The sequence below is a fragment of the Streptomyces rubellomurinus genome (assembly GCF_000961885.1).
GTDB lineage: Bacteria > Actinomycetota > Actinomycetes > Streptomycetales > Streptomycetaceae > Kitasatospora > Kitasatospora rubellomurina.
The window spans coordinates 44,524-60,442 of sequence record NZ_JZKH01000018.1; the positions used below are offsets into that span (position 1 = coordinate 44,524).

The following is a 15,919-nucleotide window of genomic DNA, read 5'->3' on the forward strand; positions in this document are numbered from 1 at the left end:
AGAAGCTGGATGCCATGCGTGAGCGTGCGACTCAGCCGTCCACGGTCCACCTCGGCATGCCCGACATCCGCCGCAACACCGGACGAAGCAGCGCCGATGCCGAGAGATCCTGCCCATCGGGTCCTAAGCTTCGCGGATGAGTTACGAAGAGCTGTGCTGGGAACCGATAGCGGCGCTTCCAGAAGGCGAGCCCGAGACGTCCTTCGGTGGGCGTTGGGAGGACCGGCTCTGGTTGAACGTTCCTGGCCCCTTCTATACCGGGATCGCCGATAACTGTTGGACGGGCCGGCTGCACGCACCACGTCATGTGCTCTACGGCGGCGAGTACTTCGGTGAATATGTGTATCGCCAGCCGGCGACCACGGCCGAGGTCCTGAACCTGGTGACAGCAGCCCAGGAAGATCCGTACCGCGGCTATGCCTGCGACGGCGACAGCCGATGGACACCCGAGGCCCTTCGGGACTGGTGGCGCGACCGTGGGCGCGTCACCGAGTACCTGGAGTCCCTCCTGCCCACATGGTCGTCCAGCGACAGGTCTGACGAGCGGGAAGCCGCGGAGGGGCTGAGGGACTTTGCCGCCTACATCACTGAAGGGCTCCGCGCGGACCTCCGGAAGTACCTCTTCCGGCTTCAAGAGGGCTGCTACCCAAAGAACTCCGGACCGCTGCCTGAGCTCCGATAACGACCTTGGGAGCGATTGAGTTCGGGGCGTGCTCACCTGGCGGGTCGGCTGGAGGGTGATCAGCAGGCGGTCTGCCGGGCGAGCACCAGTTCGGTGCTGGGTTTGCGGCGGGTCGCGCGCTGGGCGGAGCGGTCGGAGACCAGTCCGGTGATGGCGAGGTGGGTCTCGGCGTAGGTCTCGCGGCGTCCGGTGAACCTCTGGAGCGGCCGCCACTGCTTGTACTCGGCGTTGGTGTGTTCCACGCAGATCCGTGCCGAGGACTGGCGGCGCCTCCGTTCGCGCCAGGCGTGGTGCTCGCCCAGCGGGGCGTCGTCCTTCGGCTTCTTCGGCGGGGCGCTGACCTGGTCGGGGAATTCGTTGGCCAGGCCCCGGTAGCCCTCGTCGACCTTCGCCCTCACGCCAGGGTGCTGTCGGAACTGCTCGGCGACGCCCTCGGAGCGTACGGCGGTCTGATCGTGCATGCGGCCGGGCCGGATCACCCCGCTGAACAGCGTTCGGCCCTGGTCGTCGCTGAACGTCGTCGTCTTGATCGTGTTCTGCTGCTTCTTGCCCGAGACGAAGGCCCTGCGGCCAGGACGGCCCGCCCGCGGGCGGCGAACCTGAACCTCGGTGCCGTCGATCCGCAACTCGACGCCTTCGGCGTCAGCGTAGGCGAACAGGTCCTCCAGAGTGCGGATCCGCAGCCCCGGGCGGTCAGAGACGGCGAAGCCGCGGGACGCCAGCAGCGGGCGGACCTCGCGGATCGCGCCGGAGACCGCGGATCGGTCCACTCCGTACAACTCGGCGAGTGCCGCGTGCGGCAGCCCGAGGCGCAAGTACACCAAGGTGACCAACAGCCGGTCCACGAACACCAGCCGCCGCCTCGGGCCGGCACCTGCCGCCCGCCGCCGGTCACCACCGCGCCGCTCACGCAGCGCCGACTCTCGCGAAGCCTCCCACCGCGGAGCGATTTCTTCGAGCAACTCGCCGAAGTGTGCGCGCGAGACCCCGGACAGGGCAGGATGGGAGCAGGCCGCACGGGCCCAGGCAAGCGTCACAACTCGCCCAACCCGCGCGGCCGCTATCACGTCACGCGCCAGCCGCTGCCAACCCCGACGACGTTGCTTCCTCTACGCCAATGCCAACGCTGCAGGCAGGACCGCTGCCAGAACGGCATCTGCTCACTGACGCCGACTACAGGCCTGGCCCGGGCATAACGGGGCATCACCCCTCGCTCGCCGGAACCCAGGCGGCCAGTTCGTTCCCGCCGGGCTCACGGAAGTGAAAGCGCCGCCCGCCAGGAAAATCGAACGCCTCGACCGTGACCGTGCCGCCCGCCTCGATCACGGCCTGCCGTGTCGTATCGAGGTCGCCGACCTGGATCACAGCCAACGGCGCGGCCGGGGCCTCGGAACGGTCCTGCTGAAAGCCGAGGCTGACGCCGCTGCCGCAGTCCACGTCCAGGTACTCGGGACCATACGGTGTCGCGGCCCATCCGAAGACCGCTTGGAGGAACTGAGCCGACTGCACGGCCGAGGACGTCGGAAACTCGACCATCGTGAAGCTGTTCATGACGGACACCATAGTTCTGCGACCGCAGGCCGCCGTCACGCTGCGGACGAAGACCCCGCCGCTACCGGTCCCCAAGTCGTTACTGCCACCGCACCATGGCCGACGCCGTGCTCCACCTCGTCGACGGCGGCATCAAGTGGCGGGCGATGCCCGCCGGCCGACTCCCGCCACCCGCGGGCCGTCCACCGCTTCTTCCACCGCTCCGTGGCCCAGGGCCTGCTCACCGAGCTGCACGACCGGCCGTCGATCACCCCCGGATTGATAACGGCGTCCGAGAGGGCGTTGTGCGGGAGTCGGATGAGAAACGCGGTCGCCAGTTCAGCTGCAGATCATTCGTCTGTCGGGTCAGGCGTGTAGTCGTACTCGTCGACGTCTAGAGCCGCACCGGTGGCGTGGAGAAACGCCAGCACGTCGCGTCCCAGGTGCCACCCCAGCAGGCCTGGACCCTCGATGAGCTCTGGGGGTGCGCTGGCGAGGCGGTCCTGTCCGTCCTCATCGTTGAACATGCGCACAACTTCCAGAACAGCGCTGGAGCCGCCTTGACAGTCTTCGGCGTCGAGCTTCCGGGTCAGGGCAGCGATTGCATCGACGTACGGTTCGAGCCGCGCCACGACGCGGGCCACCTGTTCGTCGACGCTCAAGCCCGGCTCGCGGCATACGATCTTCCATCGGTGGAGGACCGGAACCACTTTGGGTTCGGTGAAGCGGCTGCCTCGAACCGCGATCTCGTCCGGTTCGATTCCCAGCACGGCTGTCATCTCCGCGGCGGACATGTTGAGGCTGGACAGCCCGAAATAGGCGTACTGACTGATGAACACGCGGGAAGGATAGGCGTCGCACCGGCCGGCGGCTCGGCAAAAAGTACGGGGCACTGGGCGATAGGCGGACTCCATACGACAGGTCGCTCGGGTACACAGGACGCTCACCCACATCCATCAGCACACCGCGCAGACGGCCCACCGTGAAGCACCGGAACCGGACAACCCGCCTTCAAGGACTACGAGGACCGCCCAAGACTCGCAGACCCGGCAGAACACCCTCTGGAAGGGGCGGCGATCGGCGGCCCGGGTCGGCAGGCGGCAAGCGCCACGGGCCCATCGGAATCCGCGCTCATCGGCCGCTGTTGCGAGGCCGAGCCGGTCAGCCCTCCTGCGCTCCGTGGCACAGTTCCCGCATCGTGTCAGGAAGACGGCCGACCCGGGCCTGCAGATCAACGCACAGCCGTGTCAGCCGGCCGGTGCGAAGGGCGTCCGGAAGGGCCTCGCCCTGACGGAACGGGGGAGTGACGCGCGAAGGCGCAGACGGCGGCGCAGTGGCGGGCGATGCCGGCGGATTTTCCGCCGTGGGACCGGGTCTTCGCGTTCTTCCGCCGCTGGCGCGACCTCGGCCTGGTCAAGGAGTTCCACGATCGGCTGCGTGCCGGGGTCCGCACCCCGGGCGGGCCGGGACACCGAGGCGGGCGCGGGCGTGATCGACTCGCAATCGGTCAAGGCGGACGCCGTCGTCGGCGCCGACAGCCGCGGCTTCGACGGCGGCAAGCTGATCAACGGGCGCAAGCGCCACGTCGTCGTCGACACGCTCGGCCTGCTGCTGGCGGTGACGGTCACCGCCGCGGACGTCGGCGACCGCGCCGCCGCCGAGGTGTTGCTCGCCCAAGTGGCCGACGCGCACCACCTGCTGGAACTGGTCTGGGCCGACGGCGGCTACACCGGCGGCCTCATCAACCACTGCTTCACCGCCCTGGCGCTGGTGCTGGCGATCGTCAAGCGCAGTGACGGCCAGAAGGGGTTCGTCGTGCTGCCGAAGAGGTGGATCGTCGAGCGCTTCTTCGCTCACCTGATGCGCACCCGCCGTCTGGTGCGCGACTTCGAGCGCCGCACCAGCAGCGCCGAGGCGGTGATCTACTGGTCGATGAACCTGCTCATGACCCGCCGCCTGGCCCGGCCACACCCTTCGCGAGCGTGAACCGGCCCGGTGCGGCCTCGGCCAGCCAGCCACGGGCCACCAGGCGCTTCGCCTTCGAGCGCAGTGCCTCCACCTTGGCCGGCGCCACCTCCAGACCGAAGGCCGCGGCCAATTCCTGGCAGGTCAGCGCCCCCTGGCCAAGCCGGTCCCGGTCCACGAGAGCCTGCACGATGCGCTGGTAGTCCACCGACAGCGCCGACCAGGCCAGTCCCGCCCGCCACATCGGCACCACCGATTTCGGCTTCGCCGCTTCCGCGGGCCCGGACCGAATCGGATGTTCACCAGGATCCCGCTGGTCCTCGGAGGCGTCGGGGCCAACGACGCCGTCGTCGGCAGGGGCCAGCACCTCACCGACGCGTGATCGGGCGATGACCCACTCGTTCCAGTCCCGCTCGGCCACGGCCAGCTCGGCCTGGATCCGGTCGGCCTCCTCCCGCAGTTCGTCCACACGACGGCGAGCGGCCCGCTCGCGCTCTTCCAGCAGCCCCACGACCGACGGCATCCCCGACCTCCACCGGAGCAACGACACGACGGGGCACTACTCCCACGGGACCGCCGACCCTATACGTGACCAGCAGAAACGCAGTCCTCAGGCCTGGAAAGACAACAGCTTCTGACCTTCCCACTGAGGGCAACGTCCTGGCCAGCCTGCGCGAGGTCGCGACTGAGGCGGGCAAGGACTTCATTCTGATCTTCACGCCAGAGGATGAGCCCTTCGACCCGCTGATCACGGGCTGAGCGGCATGTCCGCCATCGACCAGTCCGGCGCTACTGGTCGTAGACGACATTGAAGTTATGGGCAACCGAGCTGTATCTGGCCAACTGGCGGCGGAGCTCGGCTGCCGCAGACGGTACACGAAGCTCCAGCTCGGCCCAGTGGACGAAGCGAAGATCGTCGGGCATCTCGACCAGGCCGGTGATCGCATCCCAGAACGCATCCCAGTTCATGCCGTAGAAGGCAGGGAAGTCGAGCTCTCGCTTGAGGACGGCGTGGAGAGCCCGCTCACTGTGCACGGGGGCGACGTCGATCACCACGCGTCGACCCACAGCTGACTCGGGCTCCTTGGTGATCCCCCAGAAAGAGGGAAGCCACCAGCACAGGGCCGACCGGTCATCGGGCCAAGGCCGGTGCCTTTCGCTCTCCCAGTCCTCGAAGAAGTCCGTGGCCAGGTCGATCGGGCGCCAGCCGGCATCAGACGGCTCGTCAGCTGTCGGTGGCCGCACGAACAGCCTGCCCCGCTGATCACAGGCACCGAATTCCTGGAAATTCTGCTGAGCCTCGACCAGCGATACTCGGTTGGCGCCGCCCGGCATGAACGGCCACCGGAACTGCAGCGCGTCGTCCTCCCAGAAGCAGATCGGGCAGATGACGTGAGAACCGGGCCACCCGTCCTGGACGTCGAAGACGAGATGACCACAGCAGGGGCACGGCCGACGGGTATCCACCGAGGCAGTCTGGCCTGGCGCCCCGACCAAATGCGACTCGGTTTCCAGGAAATGATCACTCGCCACTCGTAAAGCGATCTCCGGACGGTACCTCCCAGCCGCGATCAGCTCTACTCGTGACCATCCCGCCCTTGTTCCTCGGCGCGTGCCGCGAGGTACTCGGCCCAGTCGCGTCGGACGTAGGTGACCCAGCGGATGGCAGTGTGACGGTGCATGCCGGTCAGGTCGGCGAGGATGGGGCTGGGGAGGCCGGCGGCGGGTACGCCCGGCGGCTGGCCACCATGGTTCGCGAGCGCCGCAGCGAGCACCTGGACCTCGATGTCTGGCTCGCCGATGTCCGTCTCGATGGACAACGAGGACTCCGCTCGCTGGCCGGCGGGATCCGGCGTGACCGCGCGGCTGTCCTCGCCGCCCTGACCACCACCCTCACCTCGGGCGCTGTCGAAGGCAACGTGACCAGGATCATTCTGTGGAATCAGCTCTGTCAAGCAGCGGACGTCATCCGGTGGCTGACAGGGTCTGCTGTGTGGCCACCGCTCGAACAGCGGCCTCTTCAACCTGGCGTCGGCCGGCTTCACCTCGGCTCCAGATGAATGCGCGCCAACGACGTGGCGCGTCGCTGCTCCAGTTCCGGAACTCCTCGACCGCGACGTTGTCGGAGAGCCGCCATCGGATGGTGCTGCCTGATGCTTCGGGAATGTCGGTGAGGCCGTCGAGCTGTTCGGCGAGTGCGAAGCTGTCGACCTCTGCGGTGGTGCGGTCCCAGGTCGAGACGGCGTCGGTGAGGGCGTGGGATTCGATGAGTGTTGGGATGGACGGGGCGATTTCGAGGAACGTGCCGCCTCCATCGTCCACCCCGACTCGTCCGTCCGTATGCACCAGGTAGCGCACTGGGGAGGAGACACGTTCCCCGAACCAATCGAAGTACCAGTCATCGGCGGAGCCGGACCACATGCCCTGGCCCAGGTCGTAGTGCCAGTCACGAAGCACCTCGCGGCGTTCGCCCTCGACGGTGTAGCTGCTTCGCACTTGGTAGCGCAGTCCGCCGTACTTCTGCTCGAATCCCTCCCGGCGGATCACGAGCATCATGGGTGTGGGAACCAACTGGCCGAAGCAGTCCCGGACCCGCAGGAACTCGGTGGAGAGCCGGGGTTCCGGCGGATCATCGCGCCAGCCAGTTCGTTCAAGCAGACTCTTTGCACGAGAGGAAAGACCGGTGAGGTCATCCAGGATGTGCATCCTGCACTTCTTTTCCCAAGACGGGGTGTGGGTTCGCAGGACGGCACGATACCGGGTCGAGGTGGTTCAGTGCAGCGCGAACTCCAGTGGCCGCGACCGTCGTGGGTTCAGCATGGACCTCCGGGACCGCGCTCTCGGGGACTGGCGGTCACGTTGACGATCGGCAAGAGTGTCGCGGTGGCTGGGACACCGATCTGACGTGGCGTAGGCCCTGCTGGCGTGGGGGCATCGGCAAGCCGTTCCAGTAGCTGGTCCAGAGCGGCCCGGCCGTCGTCGACGGCGGCTCGTTCGTCGTCGGTGAGTGGGATGGCCACGAGCATCTTCTGCAGGTTCTCCTTTGCCTCCAGCAGCTGGCCCTTGCTGGAGGCCTTCGGCGTGTAGAAGTCGCAGCGGGCGCAGGCCATGCGGTGCTGGCATTGCTCGAAGAAGGTGTAGCTGCAGTAGCCGTGTCCGAGGTCGTAGTGCTGCCAGGGTTCGCCGGCCGCGGCGGCGCCGGAGGCGACGGCGTCGCGGTCGACCAGGACCTCGATGGTGCGCACGTTCCGCTCGAAGTAGCCGGCCTCGGAGTAGGCCTTGGACAGGGTGTTGGGTGTGATCTTCGCGTAGTACTGGGTGGATTGCGGGGAGCGGTGTCCGAGCCAGGCCTGCAGCTCGAACAGGGTCATCGGTTCCTTGGCGTTGTAAAGCTGACTGGCGATGGTGGACCGGGCGCGGTGGCTGGTGATGTTGCCGCGGACGTCAGCGGCCGGGACTCCGGCCTTGCGGCAGAGCATCGGGATGACGGTGTTGTTGATGTAGCTGGTGGAGACGCGGCGGGCCCGGACGGCGAACAGCGGGTCGACCAGCTCGCCGGTGCGGCGGTCGGTGAATTTCGGCTGGTCGGGGCGGGCGGCCTGCCAGGCGTCGACGGCCTGGCCGAGGATCGGGTCGACCGGCTTGGTGAAGGCGGTGCCGGTCTTGTGGGTGGGGACGTCGAGCAGGCAGACCGCGTCGCGTGCCAGGACCTGCTGCGAGTCGCCGGCGATCGGTGTCCCGTCGTGCTGCCAGCGGATGCAGCCCACCCTCAGCCGGGCGATCTCGTTGCTGCGTTGTCCGGAGAACAGCCAGGTCAGCGTGACCGCGCGGACCAGTTCGAAAGGGTAGAAGTGCCCGGAGCGGGTCTGGGGGAGGTCGGCGGCCTCCAGGTTCAAGCCCGCCCACAGCAGCTTCGCCCAGACCTCGTCGGCGATCACCCTGGGGTCGGGTCCGAGGAGGGCGGTGATGCTGCGGGGAATGGCCAACGCGCGAACGGGGTCGAAGCGGCGGGGCAGCCACTCCCATTCCTGGCAGTCCCGGAAGAACGTCCGCAGCGCGGTGATCTGCCCGGCCTTGCTGGGCGCCTCCAGCGGCTTGCCGAGCCGGTCGCCCAGCCCGATGGTGCGCTGGACGTAGTCGCCGACCTTCATCCGATCCAGCGCGGCAATCCACGAAGCGCAGGTCTGCCGCGTCCAGTCGGCCGGATCTGCGACGTCGGGCTGTTCGGCGGCGATCCACCGGCCGACCTTGAGCAGGTTCGAGCGGACGCCGCCGCGAACGCGCGGGGTCAGCGTCGAGGTGGCATACCAACGGTCGGCCCATTGTTCCCAGATCCGCGCGCCGCCACTGGCCCGGGCTGAGTGGCGGCCGGTGCCGGGACGCGGAGGTTCACAGAATCCGAGCTCGGCGACCGCCCGCTGCACTGCGTGCAGAGTGTTCAGCCGGCTGCCCTCCAGCAGCCCGTCGCGGCGGACCCGGTCGAACAGTGCGGTGTCCAGATCCTCAAGATGAGGGCTGCGGTTGAGCAGGAACAGTTGGCAGGCCACCATCGGCAGCAGGGTGTCCTCGTCCCGGCCGAGCCGGTAGCCCCAGGCTGCCAGGACCGTACGAAGTCGTGCGACCTCGCCGTTGACGCGGTCGCGTCCGAAGATCCGCCAGGCCAGGGTCAGCCGCTGGAAGCTGCCGAGCCGGTGGAACTCGTTGAAGCCACCGAGCAGGTAGGCGTGCGCCGCGAGATAGGGGCGGACCTCATCGCCGGCCCAGGCAGGGGCGTGCCGGCGGAACTCGGCCTGAGTGCGGCCGAGCAGGTGGAACCATTCCTCCTCGGTCCAGCCCCAGAAGGTCCTGCCGGTCTGCGCGCACCGCGTCAGCAGCACCGCGACCACGTCGAGCATGGCCCGTCTGCGGTGCGGGGTGGACGGGGAATCCAGTGCGGCGTTGACCGCCTCCAGCGGACCCAGCAGCCGCGCGATCACGCGCCAGCCCGGCGCGGACGGGTCGTGGTACTGAAGTCGCCGCAGATTGCGCACGCCCAGGTCGGCCACGGCCCTGGCCTCGACAGGTCGCACTGCCACCGCTGCGTTGTCGCAGGGCGGGGAGATCGGCCAGGACCAGCGTCCGGCCCCGTCCTCGGCCGCGATGGCCGACAGTGGTGCGGTCACCTCGACACCTCCGCCGTCGTGCCGTCCGCGGACGTGAGCATCTGTATTCGCCAGGCATGGATGTGCTCCATGCCGCGGGCCAGCTTGTCGGCCAGGTCCCGGCCGGACAGGTGGATGTACTGGAGCGTGGAATCGGTGTTGCGGTGGCCGGCGAAGGTCGCGATCGCGTGCAACTCCCAGCCCATCCGAGCCAGATCGGTCAGACACAGATGCCGGGTGGTATGGGTCGAGAACCGCGGGACACCAGCCTCCAGAGCGATCCGGCGGACCACCTTCGACCACGTCCACAGGGTCAGCGGCTGCCCGTGGTTGCGCCGGGACTCCGACAGGAACAGCGGCCCCCTGGCCCGGCTGACCGTGGCCCGGTGGGCAAGGTAGGCCGACATCAACACGCCGGTCGACGCCGAGTACGGCACCACCCGCTCCAACCGGTTCTTCGTCGTCTCCGCCCGCACCCTCAGCGTCCGATGGGCCGGATCAAGGTCGTCGGTTCGAAGCGAACACAACTCCTCTCGCCGCAGCGCGGAATCGTAGGCCAGAGCCAGCATCACCCGGTTGCGGACCGACTCCGCCCGCGCGACCTGCAGGATCCCCAGCCACTGCTGTTCGCTGGGGATCCACGGCAGCTTCGTGAGCCGCGGCACCAGCCCGCGCTGCTGCCCGCCCCGCTGGCGCCCAGGGGTGTAGCGACCCCGGCCGACCGGGTTCGACTCCCGCAGACCCTCCTCCATGAGGAAGTCGTAGAACAGGCGGACCGGCACCAGACGCTGCTGGATGGTGGCGTTGGCCAGTCCTGCCCCCGAGTCGATCGAGACCACATTGGCCCCTCGACGGTGAGGCCGTGACGTCAACTCCCTTACGTAGAAGGCTATATGGGCGCGGTTCGCGGCTACCGGGTCGACGTCCTCCCGCTCGCACATCACCAGGTACTCGGCCAGCCCGCGGGCGTAGGCATCGATCGTCCTCGGCGCCCGACCTAGATCAGTCCAGATCTGCAGCCACACTGCTGCCTGCTCGTGCCGGCCCAGCACCGGCCACTTCTCCGTCAGCACCGTCGTGCCGCTCAACACGTCTCCCAAGTCCGTGGTTGCACCGAGGAGACATGATCACCCCGGACAGATTCCACGTAACTTTTAAAATGATCAAGCGCCAGATGTACGGCCGGGCTGGCTTCGACCTGCTGCGGAAGCGAGTCCTGCTGGCCTGACCGTAGCTCTGTTGCTCAGCGAACGGGACCATTCAGCTGATCGCGAGAGGCACAGGATCCAGGCCCAGCTTGTTCCGGCACGAGTCGACGGCCCGGGCGACCCAGGCAGTCACGGCCTCGCGATCTGGCGCGAGCGCGTGAAGCTCACGTGCCTTTTCCTGGGCTTCGACCATCCACGGAGCCAGCGGGTCCTCTCGAAGGACTCGCTCGAATTGATCGCGGGCCGTGTCCCAATCCCCGACCAGGGCGGCCGCGATCCCGGCATCGAAGCAGTCCCAGAGGAATCCCCGCCGCACCGGCCTGGACGTCAGGTATCGGGCGACGTCCGGCAGAGCTTGGAACTTCTCCCTCAGCGCGGACACGTTCGCAGCCGCCTGTCGGCTGAGTTCGAGTGCCAGCGGCGTGAACTGGTCCTCGGCGCGGAACGGCTCGGGGCTGACTCGGACTGCGTCCACGTGGAAGGCCAGGAGGTCCACGTCGTGCCACAGCCACATCGCACCGACGTGCAGACCGCTGCCAGCAGTCCGTGGTGGGGTGAACTCCACAACCCCCAGCCACCACCCGTGATCATCAATCCACAGCCGCGACCGCCCACGCTGGGCCAGGCCGAGCGGCTTCAGGGACTCCCGCGCTGCCGAGGTGATGATCCGGAGAACCGGACTGCGATCTGCCATGACCGGCATTATCGACCGTCCTACCGACACCCGTCGGTACTGAGCGTCACGGTTCCACAGAAGTTGGACCAGAACCGCAACTCGTGCCCAGAGCCACGCCGACCGACACCGAGGTGCTGCGCACCCCCGGAACACCCCCGCGTCGCGGGGAGGACTCGGAGAGTAACGCCCGGAACCGGCGCCTCGACGGAACACCCCCGCGTCGGCGGGGAGGACAAAGAAAGCAGGCATCCTGGCATCCAAGGAACCGGAACACCCCCGCGTCCGCGGGGGTGTTCCGTTGCGGGGGTTGGCGATGATCACTGGGGCCGGTAGTCCCGGCGGTGGCGTTGCGGGCGGTGTCGGACGAACCCGCCCGCAGTCGGGCCAACCAGGCCCGGGCCTGGCGGGACCGGGGCAGGCTGGACTGGGGCAGGCCCGGGCGGGTTCCTGGACCTGGTCACCGCCTGTCACGCCTTCGTTGCCGCGTCCGACCGGCCCGTCCCGGACCGCGGGACCGCCGGCTCAGCGCCCGACGAACGCGTGACCATGCACGAGAACGTCCTCATCGCCGCTGGCTCACCGGCGAAACGGCCCCGACCCGGCGCGGAATCCGATCCTCGACACCGGGGACGGAACGCCCGGTCACCAGGTGATCAGTGCGTAGCCAGGACCGCCCGGTTCACCAGCCGACCCGGCCTCCCCGGTGGAGCCTCCGCCGGGCCCGCCGTGTCCCCAGAGGTACACGGTCACCGACGTCACCCCCGCGGGCACCGTCAGCTCCCCGCTCTCGGTGAAGGCCATCTGACCGCTCGGCTGGTCCGGCTTGGAGATGGTCCGCGGGGTCGAGGCGATCTGGGCGAGCGACATCGGCCCGGCGACCGTCTGCGGGGTGCTCCAACTGCTGCCGCCGTTGGCGGAGGACACGTAGCCGACCTCCAACTGGCAAGTCGCGGCGGTGCTGCGCCGGGGCAGCGCCATCGTCAACGTCTCCTCCCTCAGCAGTACCCTCGTCGTCCCCCACTACGCCGCGATCGGCACCAGCGAGGCCGCCCTCGAGTCCCTCACCCGTTACCTGGCGGCCGTGAACGGCCGGGCGGTGGCGATCTTCGCGGTCGGCAAGGCCCCCGCGAACGGCCAGGCCTTCGACGAGGCGATGTACGCCGTCCTGGGCGGCCTCGCGGTGACCGGTGGCACCGCGAGGGCGGTGACCGGCCCGGTGCTGCCCGCCGCCGGTGACCACCCGATGGCCCTCCAGCCGCCGGTGCGGCACTGACCGAGGGCGGCCGGCCCACCCCCACGGCGGGCCGGCCGCCCTCGATCAGTGCGCGGGGCGGGTGGGGGCAGTGGGGCCGCCGTGGATCTGGTCGACCGGGTTCTCGACGTCGCGGGGTGGTGTCGGTTCCGGTGAAGGGGTGGCGGCCGCGGGCGGGGGAGCGGGCGTGCGGGTCGCGGCCGGGGGCCTACCGGCCGGGGCGGTCCGGGGCGACGCGGGGGTGGCCGGAGACGGGGTGGCGGCGGGGAGGGTCGGCGAAGCGGCCGTCGTGGCGGTGCCCGGCGCGGTCGGAGTGGCCGTTACAGGCGGTGTCGTGACGGCGGGCGGGCCGGAGGGCTGGTCGGCGCCGCCCTTGTCCGAGTCGCAGGCCGAGACGGCTCCGAGCGTGGCGAGGACGAGGACGGCGATCCCCACGGCTCTGGGTCGGTGCATGGCGAGGGTACTCCCGGGTCCGGCGGACGGTCTGCCGATGGGACGGTGGCGGCGCCCGTCCGGTTCCGAGGACGCGCGAAGGCCCCGCCGGCCACGGGTGGCCGGCGGGGCCGGGTGAGAGACGCCGGCGGTCAGCCGGCGATCCTCCATAGACCGCGCCCGTCGGTGGCGGCCATCAGGTAGCTGCCGTCCGGGGAGACGTAGGCTCGAACAGCCCCAACGCGCACTCAGCGACCCCTCGCCAACAGCAGGCAGACACTATTGTCCTCAGCCATGACCCAGCCGACCTACCTGCACGCCACCCGGGTGGCCTACGACACCGTTGCCGTCGACTACGCCAAACTTGTGCCACCTGCGTTCGAGGGCGACCTGTACGGCCGCGCGATGATCAGCACGTTCGCTGAACTCACGCGGGCCGTCGACGCCGGGCCTGTCGCTGATCTCGGCTGCGGGCCCGGCCACGTGACGGCACACCTGCACTCCCTCGGGGTGACCGCGTTCGGCATAGACCTGTCGCCGGAGACCGTTGCGGTTTCCCGTCGCACGCACCCGGACCTGCAATTCGACGAAGGGTCGATGACCGACCTGGATCTGGCGGACGGCACTCTCGGCGGCATCATCGCCTGGTACTCAACCGTCCACACCCCTCCGGAGCACTTGCCGGTGGTGTTCGCAGAGTTCCACCGCGTGCTGGCCCCGGGCGGCCATCTACTCATGGCCTTCAAGGCGGGTGACAAGCACCGACGCCTGGAGAACGCATACGGGCACGAGCTCTCCCTCGACGTCTACTGGGTGTCTCCCGACCGCATCTCCGAGCTGCTGAGCCAGACCGGGCTGGTGGTGGATGCCCGGTTGATCTGCGAGCCCAGCGAGAGCGAGAAGCCCCGGCAAGGCCAGCAGGCATACCTCATGGCCCGAAAGCCGGGGCAGCCGGCCGGAGATCCGGAACTGCGGGCAGCCGCCAACGTCGCGTGAGTCACCGCCTGGCGCGACAAGCCGTCGAGCAAGCCTCGCCGAGGAGGCGGGCCTGCGGCGCAACAAGCTCACCCACAAGCACACCGGATTGAAGGACCTGTTCTACGCGCTGGCCAAGACCTTGGAACGGCCGGCCACGGGCCCGGACGGGCCAGAGGGCCTTCGATCTTCGGCGTCAGCAGGTCAGCAGGCCGCGTACGGCGTCGCTCACCTCGGGCAGCTCGCCGGGGAGGGCCCACTGGTGGGCGTCGTGCTCGGTGAGGACGACGGGTTCGGTCTTCTCCACGGTGACGGCGAAGTTGAACTGGCGCGTGGTGCCGCCGCGGCTGTTCCGGTAGTCGAAGTGGCCGACGTAGCCGGTCACCTGGTCGACGGTCAGGCCGGTCTCCTCGGTGGTCTCCCGGTAGAGGGCGTCCAGGATCGTCTCCCCGGGCTCGACCGTACCGGAGGGGATCTCCCACATCCCGCCCAGGTAGTCGTCGGGGTTGCGACGGACGAGCAGGGTGCGGCCGTCGTGGTTGATCACGGCAGCGGCGACGAAGCCGGTGATTCCGGCGGCTTCGGCGTCGGCCACCAGGCCGGCCACGAACTCGGGGGAGGTGACGGTCATTGCAGCTCCTTGTGATGGTCGCTGATCTTGATGGCCGCGCGCACGTACTGCTCGGCCAGTTCGAGATCCTGCTCACGATGCCAGACGGGGAGCTTGGTCGTGTGGGTGTGAGTGTGGGCGTGGGCGTGGGCGTTCTCGGCGACGGGGAGGTCTCGCGGCTTGTACCGGCGGTGGACGATGGTGGGGCGGCCGTGGATCAGCCCCGGCCACCCGATCCGGCCGCGGTAGGGGGCGAGGGCACTGTCCACTCCGCCTACATCCCCTCGGCCGCCTGTCCAGGACCGGCGACCGCCCGCGCTGGGTCGGCGGCGCTGATCAGCTGGCGGAGGGCGCCGTAGTAGACCTCGTGGTCGACCACGGCGGGCAGGACCTGCGCCAGGTGGCCGGTCAGCGCCGGGAACTCGTCCGGGTCGAGGGCGGCCAGGGCCTGGCGGGTGGTGACCTGGGCGGCCTTGGGGTCGCGGTGGTCGACGAAGCTGGCGCTGCCCAGGGTCAGCAGGTAGAGCCGCCGGTAGGTGACGATCGCCTCCTCGGGGCTCATGCCGGCCGCGATCGAATCGGCGAGTTGGGGCTCCACGAGGCGCCTCAGCAGCTGCGGGCCGAGCCAGGGCCGGCCGCCGCGCAGGGCGACCAGGCCCGGATGGGCCGTCAGCACCTCGTACAGCGCGGTGAACCGCCGCTCGGTCGCGCCGGCCCAGTCGGTTCCGGGCTCGATGTCCGGGAGCCGGGCGGCGAGGTGGTCGGTGACCAGGTCGAGCAGTCCGGCCAGATCGGTGCAGCGGCGCTGGAGCGAAGCCACTGAGATGTCCAGCGCGGCGGCCAGCGTACGGAAGCTGAGCGCAGCGTGCCCGTCCTGATCCACGATCAACAGGGCTTGCTCGGCGATCCGTTCGGGAGTCGCGCGGTCCAGGGAAGTGGATTGCCTCGGCATGCGAGTCAGCGTACGGTACAGCGTACCGCCACGGTAGGTCCCCGACTCCTCACGGAGGCGACATGCCCCGCACCACGGCCCTCGACCCGCTGTTCACCGCGGTGGACGCCGCAGCCCTCACCGACCGGCACCTGGCCAACCTCGCGGCCGGCACCCTCGCGGCCGTCCGCGTCCCCGACCTCCTCGACCGGAAACCTGCCAGGCGGCGATGGCCGCGCTGGACCGGCTGCCGACCGCCGACCACGACCCGACCCGGGTACCCACGGGCGCGACGCGGAGGCCGCCCGGGCGGCCTGGCAGCGGGCCGGGATGCGTCCGGGACCAGGAGGTGCTCGCCCAGCTGGCGTTCAACGCCTGGGTGCCGGTGCCGGAGGCAGGCGGGGCGACCACCGTATGGCGCCACCGCTGGGAGCCGGCCGACGAGCAGCACCGCCAGGGGTACGGCTACGGGGCCGAGGCGGGATGCCGTTCAACCCGGCGAATTTCCACCCGGAAG

General features: G+C 69.4%; 20 protein-coding genes. 5 read left to right on the plus strand and 15 right to left on the minus strand.

Annotation, left to right across the window (positions count from 1 at the left end):
* The first annotated feature begins 136 nt into the window (after window positions 1-136).
* The gene (locus VM95_RS11570; RefSeq protein WP_045695047.1) at window positions 137-682 is read left to right on the plus strand and encodes a hypothetical protein; all 546 of its coding nucleotides are present in this window, start codon (window positions 137-139) and stop codon (window positions 680-682) included.
* A 59-nt stretch (window positions 683-741) separates the two neighbouring features.
* Here VM95_RS11570 and VM95_RS11575 read toward each other — a convergent pair whose 3' ends face one another.
* The 3 genes from VM95_RS11575 to VM95_RS11585 form a co-directional block, all read right to left on the minus strand.
* Entirely contained in the window at window positions 742-1,719 is a 978-nt protein-coding gene (locus VM95_RS11575; RefSeq protein ID WP_045695050.1) for a transposase family protein, read from the minus strand.
* Between the two features lie 166 nt (window positions 1,720-1,885).
* Window positions 1,886-2,233 (minus strand): VOC family protein, encoded by a 348-nt coding sequence (locus tag VM95_RS11580; protein ID WP_045695196.1) that lies wholly within the window; start codon window positions 2,231-2,233, stop codon window positions 1,886-1,888.
* Between the two features lie 329 nt (window positions 2,234-2,562).
* Window positions 2,563-3,051 carry a DUF4279 domain-containing protein gene (locus VM95_RS11585; RefSeq protein ID WP_045695052.1) on the minus strand — a complete coding sequence of 163 codons (489 nt, stop codon included), beginning with the start codon at window positions 3,049-3,051 and terminating at the stop codon, window positions 2,563-2,565.
* Window positions 3,052-3,649: 598 nt separating this feature from the next.
* Between VM95_RS11585 and VM95_RS42400 the strand changes: the two genes are divergently transcribed.
* Window positions 3,650-4,198, plus strand: coding sequence for a transposase (locus VM95_RS42400; RefSeq protein WP_157882053.1), 549 nt, complete (start codon window positions 3,650-3,652; stop codon window positions 4,196-4,198).
* On the opposite strand, the gene VM95_RS11595 is transcribed toward VM95_RS42400, so the two are convergent.
* Window positions 4,155-4,700, minus strand: a complete 546-nt coding sequence (locus VM95_RS11595) for a hypothetical protein (RefSeq protein ID WP_045695054.1) — start codon at window positions 4,698-4,700, stop codon at window positions 4,155-4,157. The genes VM95_RS42400 and VM95_RS11595 overlap by 44 nt on opposite strands.
* A gap of 65 nt (window positions 4,701-4,765) precedes the next feature.
* On the opposite strand from VM95_RS11595, the gene VM95_RS42405 reads away from it, so the two are divergent.
* Window positions 4,766-4,936, plus strand: a complete 171-nt coding sequence (locus VM95_RS42405) for a hypothetical protein (protein ID WP_157882054.1) — start codon at window positions 4,766-4,768, stop codon at window positions 4,934-4,936.
* 30 nt (window positions 4,937-4,966) lie between these two features.
* Here VM95_RS42405 and VM95_RS44265 read toward each other — a convergent pair whose 3' ends face one another.
* From VM95_RS44265 to VM95_RS11630, 7 genes are all read right to left on the minus strand, one after another.
* The gene (locus VM95_RS44265) at window positions 4,967-5,644 is read right to left on the minus strand and encodes a CPCC family cysteine-rich protein (RefSeq protein WP_244178726.1); all 678 of its coding nucleotides are present in this window, start codon (window positions 5,642-5,644) and stop codon (window positions 4,967-4,969) included.
* 110 nt (window positions 5,645-5,754) lie between these two features.
* The gene (locus VM95_RS42410) at window positions 5,755-6,132 is read right to left on the minus strand and encodes a hypothetical protein (protein ID WP_157882055.1); all 378 of its coding nucleotides are present in this window, start codon (window positions 6,130-6,132) and stop codon (window positions 5,755-5,757) included.
* A gap of 10 nt (window positions 6,133-6,142) precedes the next feature.
* A complete protein-coding gene (locus VM95_RS11610) occupies window positions 6,143-6,883 on the minus strand; it encodes a hypothetical protein (RefSeq protein ID WP_045695058.1) in 741 nt (246 codons plus the stop codon).
* Window positions 6,884-6,990: 107 nt separating this feature from the next.
* Entirely contained in the window at window positions 6,991-9,339 is a 2,349-nt protein-coding gene (locus VM95_RS11615; RefSeq protein WP_244178727.1) for a tyrosine-type recombinase/integrase, read from the minus strand.
* The gene (locus VM95_RS11620) at window positions 9,336-10,406 is read right to left on the minus strand and encodes a tyrosine-type recombinase/integrase (RefSeq protein WP_045695203.1); all 1,071 of its coding nucleotides are present in this window, start codon (window positions 10,404-10,406) and stop codon (window positions 9,336-9,338) included. Before VM95_RS11620 ends, VM95_RS11615 begins: the two co-directional genes overlap by 4 nt.
* 172 nt (window positions 10,407-10,578) lie before the next feature.
* Window positions 10,579-11,220 carry a hypothetical protein gene (locus VM95_RS38740; RefSeq protein WP_157882056.1) on the minus strand — a complete coding sequence of 214 codons (642 nt, stop codon included), beginning with the start codon at window positions 11,218-11,220 and terminating at the stop codon, window positions 10,579-10,581.
* Between the two features lie 624 nt (window positions 11,221-11,844).
* Window positions 11,845-12,180, minus strand: coding sequence for a hypothetical protein (locus VM95_RS11630; protein ID WP_157882057.1), 336 nt, complete (start codon window positions 12,178-12,180; stop codon window positions 11,845-11,847).
* On the opposite strand from VM95_RS11630, the gene VM95_RS11635 reads away from it, so the two are divergent.
* Window positions 12,158-12,475 (plus strand): SDR family oxidoreductase, encoded by a 318-nt coding sequence (locus VM95_RS11635; RefSeq protein WP_045695062.1) that lies wholly within the window; start codon window positions 12,158-12,160, stop codon window positions 12,473-12,475. The two genes, VM95_RS11630 and VM95_RS11635, sit on opposite strands and share 23 nt — an antisense overlap.
* Before the next feature lie 45 nt (window positions 12,476-12,520).
* Here the strand turns inward: VM95_RS11635 and VM95_RS42415 are convergent, their stop codons facing one another.
* Window positions 12,521-12,907, minus strand: a complete 387-nt coding sequence (locus VM95_RS42415) for a hypothetical protein (protein ID WP_157882058.1) — start codon at window positions 12,905-12,907, stop codon at window positions 12,521-12,523.
* Window positions 12,908-13,180: 273 nt separating this feature from the next.
* Here VM95_RS42415 and VM95_RS11645 point away from each other — a divergent pair, with 273 nt between their 5' ends.
* Window positions 13,181-13,882 carry a class I SAM-dependent methyltransferase gene (locus VM95_RS11645; RefSeq protein ID WP_045695067.1) on the plus strand — a complete coding sequence of 234 codons (702 nt, stop codon included), beginning with the start codon at window positions 13,181-13,183 and terminating at the stop codon, window positions 13,880-13,882.
* Window positions 13,883-14,057: 175 nt separating this feature from the next.
* On the opposite strand, the gene VM95_RS11650 is transcribed toward VM95_RS11645, so the two are convergent.
* From VM95_RS11650 to VM95_RS11660, 3 genes are read right to left on the minus strand one after another with little or no spacing between them, the layout of a single operon-like run.
* Complete coding sequence (locus VM95_RS11650) at window positions 14,058-14,492, minus strand: NUDIX hydrolase (protein ID WP_045695070.1); 435 nt, start codon at window positions 14,490-14,492, stop codon at window positions 14,058-14,060.
* Window positions 14,489-14,740, minus strand: coding sequence for a hypothetical protein (locus tag VM95_RS11655; RefSeq protein ID WP_045695072.1), 252 nt, complete (start codon window positions 14,738-14,740; stop codon window positions 14,489-14,491). Before VM95_RS11655 ends, VM95_RS11650 begins: the two co-directional genes overlap by 4 nt.
* Before the next feature lie 5 nt (window positions 14,741-14,745).
* On the minus strand, window positions 14,746-15,423 hold the full coding sequence (locus VM95_RS11660) for a TetR/AcrR family transcriptional regulator C-terminal domain-containing protein (RefSeq protein WP_045695074.1): 678 nt from the start codon (window positions 15,421-15,423) through the stop codon (window positions 14,746-14,748).
* Window positions 15,424-15,919: the final 496 nt, after the last annotated feature.

What these genes read in the sequence shown, in the direction of transcription:
- VM95_RS11570 (WP_045695047.1), top strand. Translation starts at nt 137, where the DNA reads ATGAGTTACGAAGAGCTGTGCTGGGAACCGATAGCGGCGCTTCCAGAA.
- VM95_RS11580 (WP_045695196.1), bottom strand. Translation starts at nt 2,233, where the DNA reads ATGAACAGCTTCACGATGGTCGAGTTTCCGACGTCCTCGGCCGTGCAG.
- VM95_RS11595 (WP_045695054.1), bottom strand. Translation starts at nt 4,700, where the DNA reads ATGCCGTCGGTCGTGGGGCTGCTGGAAGAGCGCGAGCGGGCCGCTCGC.
- VM95_RS11610 (WP_045695058.1), bottom strand. Translation starts at nt 6,883, where the DNA reads ATGCACATCCTGGATGACCTCACCGGTCTTTCCTCTCGTGCAAAGAGT.
- VM95_RS38740 (WP_157882056.1), bottom strand. Translation starts at nt 11,220, where the DNA reads ATGGCAGATCGCAGTCCGGTTCTCCGGATCATCACCTCGGCAGCGCGG.
- VM95_RS11630 (WP_157882057.1), bottom strand. Translation starts at nt 12,180, where the DNA reads ATGGCGCTGCCCCGGCGCAGCACCGCCGCGACTTGCCAGTTGGAGGTC.
- VM95_RS42415 (WP_157882058.1), bottom strand. Translation starts at nt 12,907, where the DNA reads ATGCACCGACCCAGAGCCGTGGGGATCGCCGTCCTCGTCCTCGCCACG.
- VM95_RS11645 (WP_045695067.1), top strand. Translation starts at nt 13,181, where the DNA reads ATGACCCAGCCGACCTACCTGCACGCCACCCGGGTGGCCTACGACACC.
- VM95_RS11650 (WP_045695070.1), bottom strand. Translation starts at nt 14,492, where the DNA reads ATGACCGTCACCTCCCCCGAGTTCGTGGCCGGCCTGGTGGCCGACGCC.
- VM95_RS11660 (WP_045695074.1), bottom strand. Translation starts at nt 15,423, where the DNA reads ATGCCGAGGCAATCCACTTCCCTGGACCGCGCGACTCCCGAACGGATC.